The sequence below is a fragment of the Paenibacillus germinis genome, assembly GCF_013141785.1.
Lineage (GTDB): Bacteria > Bacillota > Bacilli > Paenibacillales > NBRC-103111 > Paenibacillus_E > Paenibacillus_E phytorum.
Genome location: NZ_WHOC01000063.1, coordinates 1 through 1533, shown reverse-complemented (window position 1 = coordinate 1533; position 1533 = coordinate 1). Strand labels below are relative to the sequence as shown.

Below are 1533 nucleotides of genomic sequence, written 5' to 3'. Positions count from 1 at the left end.
ATGAACATACGTATCCGCGTAGGTATTGGACCGACCAAGATACTTGCAAAGCAAGCGACAGATAATTTCGCAAAGAAGAATGTAAATGGTATTTTTACACTTGGAAAAGAAGATGTGGAGCGTGAGTTGTGGCCATTAACCGTTGATAAGATGTATGGAGTTGGATCGCGTATGACTCGCCACTTCGTCGCACTCGGCATGACGACAATAGGTCATGTTGCTAGGACACCTCTTGCGACTCTCAAGCAGAAGTTCCGAGCTCGTTTTGGTAAACAGTCAGACATACAGGCTGAGGTGATGTGGCGTACTGCCAACGGATTAGACGACAGTCCAGTCACACCAGGAACGTTTGACGTAATGCCTAAATCAATCGGGCATGGAATGACTTTGCCACGAGACTATACGACCGCGGAAGAAGTTGATATTGTACTCTTGGAATTAACCGAAGAGGTATGTCGGGATGCACGAACAAAAGGGTTTACGAGTGGAACTGTTCATGTTTTTTGCATGTGCTCTCCATACGATGCACCGACAGGTTTTAGTCAGCAACGGAAAATGCCGCTATGTACGAATAATACGCTGAAAGTATATCGATCAGTTCGCGAGATATTTCATCGCAATTGGAATGGTCTACCTGTACGTAAAGTCGGCGTCACGCTCGGATCACTTGCTGATGAAGAGATCACTCAATTGGATTTATTCGAAGATGTTACAAAGGTTCGTGAGCTCGATCGTGTCATGGATGGTATTAAAGACCGTTTTGGTAGTACGGCACTCATCCGCGCATCAAGTCTGATGAAAGCAGGTCTCGCGGGAGACAGAGCCGGAAAAATTGGAGGGCATTATCGATGAGCAAGAAACTAGAACGGAACGGTTTATGGGAGTCTAGTCGGATGATGCTTCCACAGCATAAAGAATCTGCAATAAGAAACCAGAAAGAAATGCAACGCATCCAGCGTCTAGTACTTGATGAGCAGGAAGTGCAATTTATATCAGCCACACTGAGTCAGTCACAGATGTACAAGAAGACGGTTGAACTCACATTATATGGTGTGTATCAGCCACGTACCATAACGGGTATTGTGACACGCAGCAAACACGGCGAGTTCCGAGTTGACACTGTTGATCCGTCTAGTGGAGTTGAGGACTGGAGTTGGATCAGCTATAAAGATGTGTTGAAGGTAGAGCTGAGTAGAGAGTTTACTTAGGATGAAATGATATATCCGTAGGAGCGTTCGGAGAGAATAAAACAAAACACTACCTAAATGTAATTTTACAATGAGTGGTGTATGTAAGGCTTAGGGTACCACCAACAAACCGCGTTTATCTAAACTCCACAAAAGTGGAAGTCCTTATTATACAAGGGCTTCCACTTTGTTTATCTGTATTCAATGTAATATTCGACTGAAAGTGTCCGTCTCGGAACAATGATGTGGATTTCTGCATCTCATCCCGATGGAACAAGCTGACTATTGAACAGATTTAACTTCATATTCTGTTCAGGCTACCGGTGATAAACTCGGCGGCCTGTTG

At 44.4% G+C, this 1533-nt stretch carries 2 protein-coding genes; both read left to right on the top strand.

Annotated elements, in window-relative coordinates:
• Positions 1-852, top strand: an 852-nt coding sequence (locus tag GC102_RS12045) for a DinB/UmuC family translesion DNA polymerase (protein ID WP_171689756.1), incomplete at its 5' end; no start/stop codon positions are given.
• Entirely contained in the window at positions 849-1208 is a 360-nt protein-coding gene (locus GC102_RS12040; protein ID WP_171689755.1) for a YolD-like family protein, read from the top strand. The genes GC102_RS12045 and GC102_RS12040, both read left to right, overlap by 4 nt.
• Positions 1209-1533: the final 325 nt, after the last annotated feature.

Coding starts and splice junctions, on each gene's coding strand:
- GC102_RS12040 (WP_171689755.1), top strand. CDS start 849: ATGAGCAAGAAACTAGAACGGAACGGTTTATGGGAGTCTAGTCGGATG.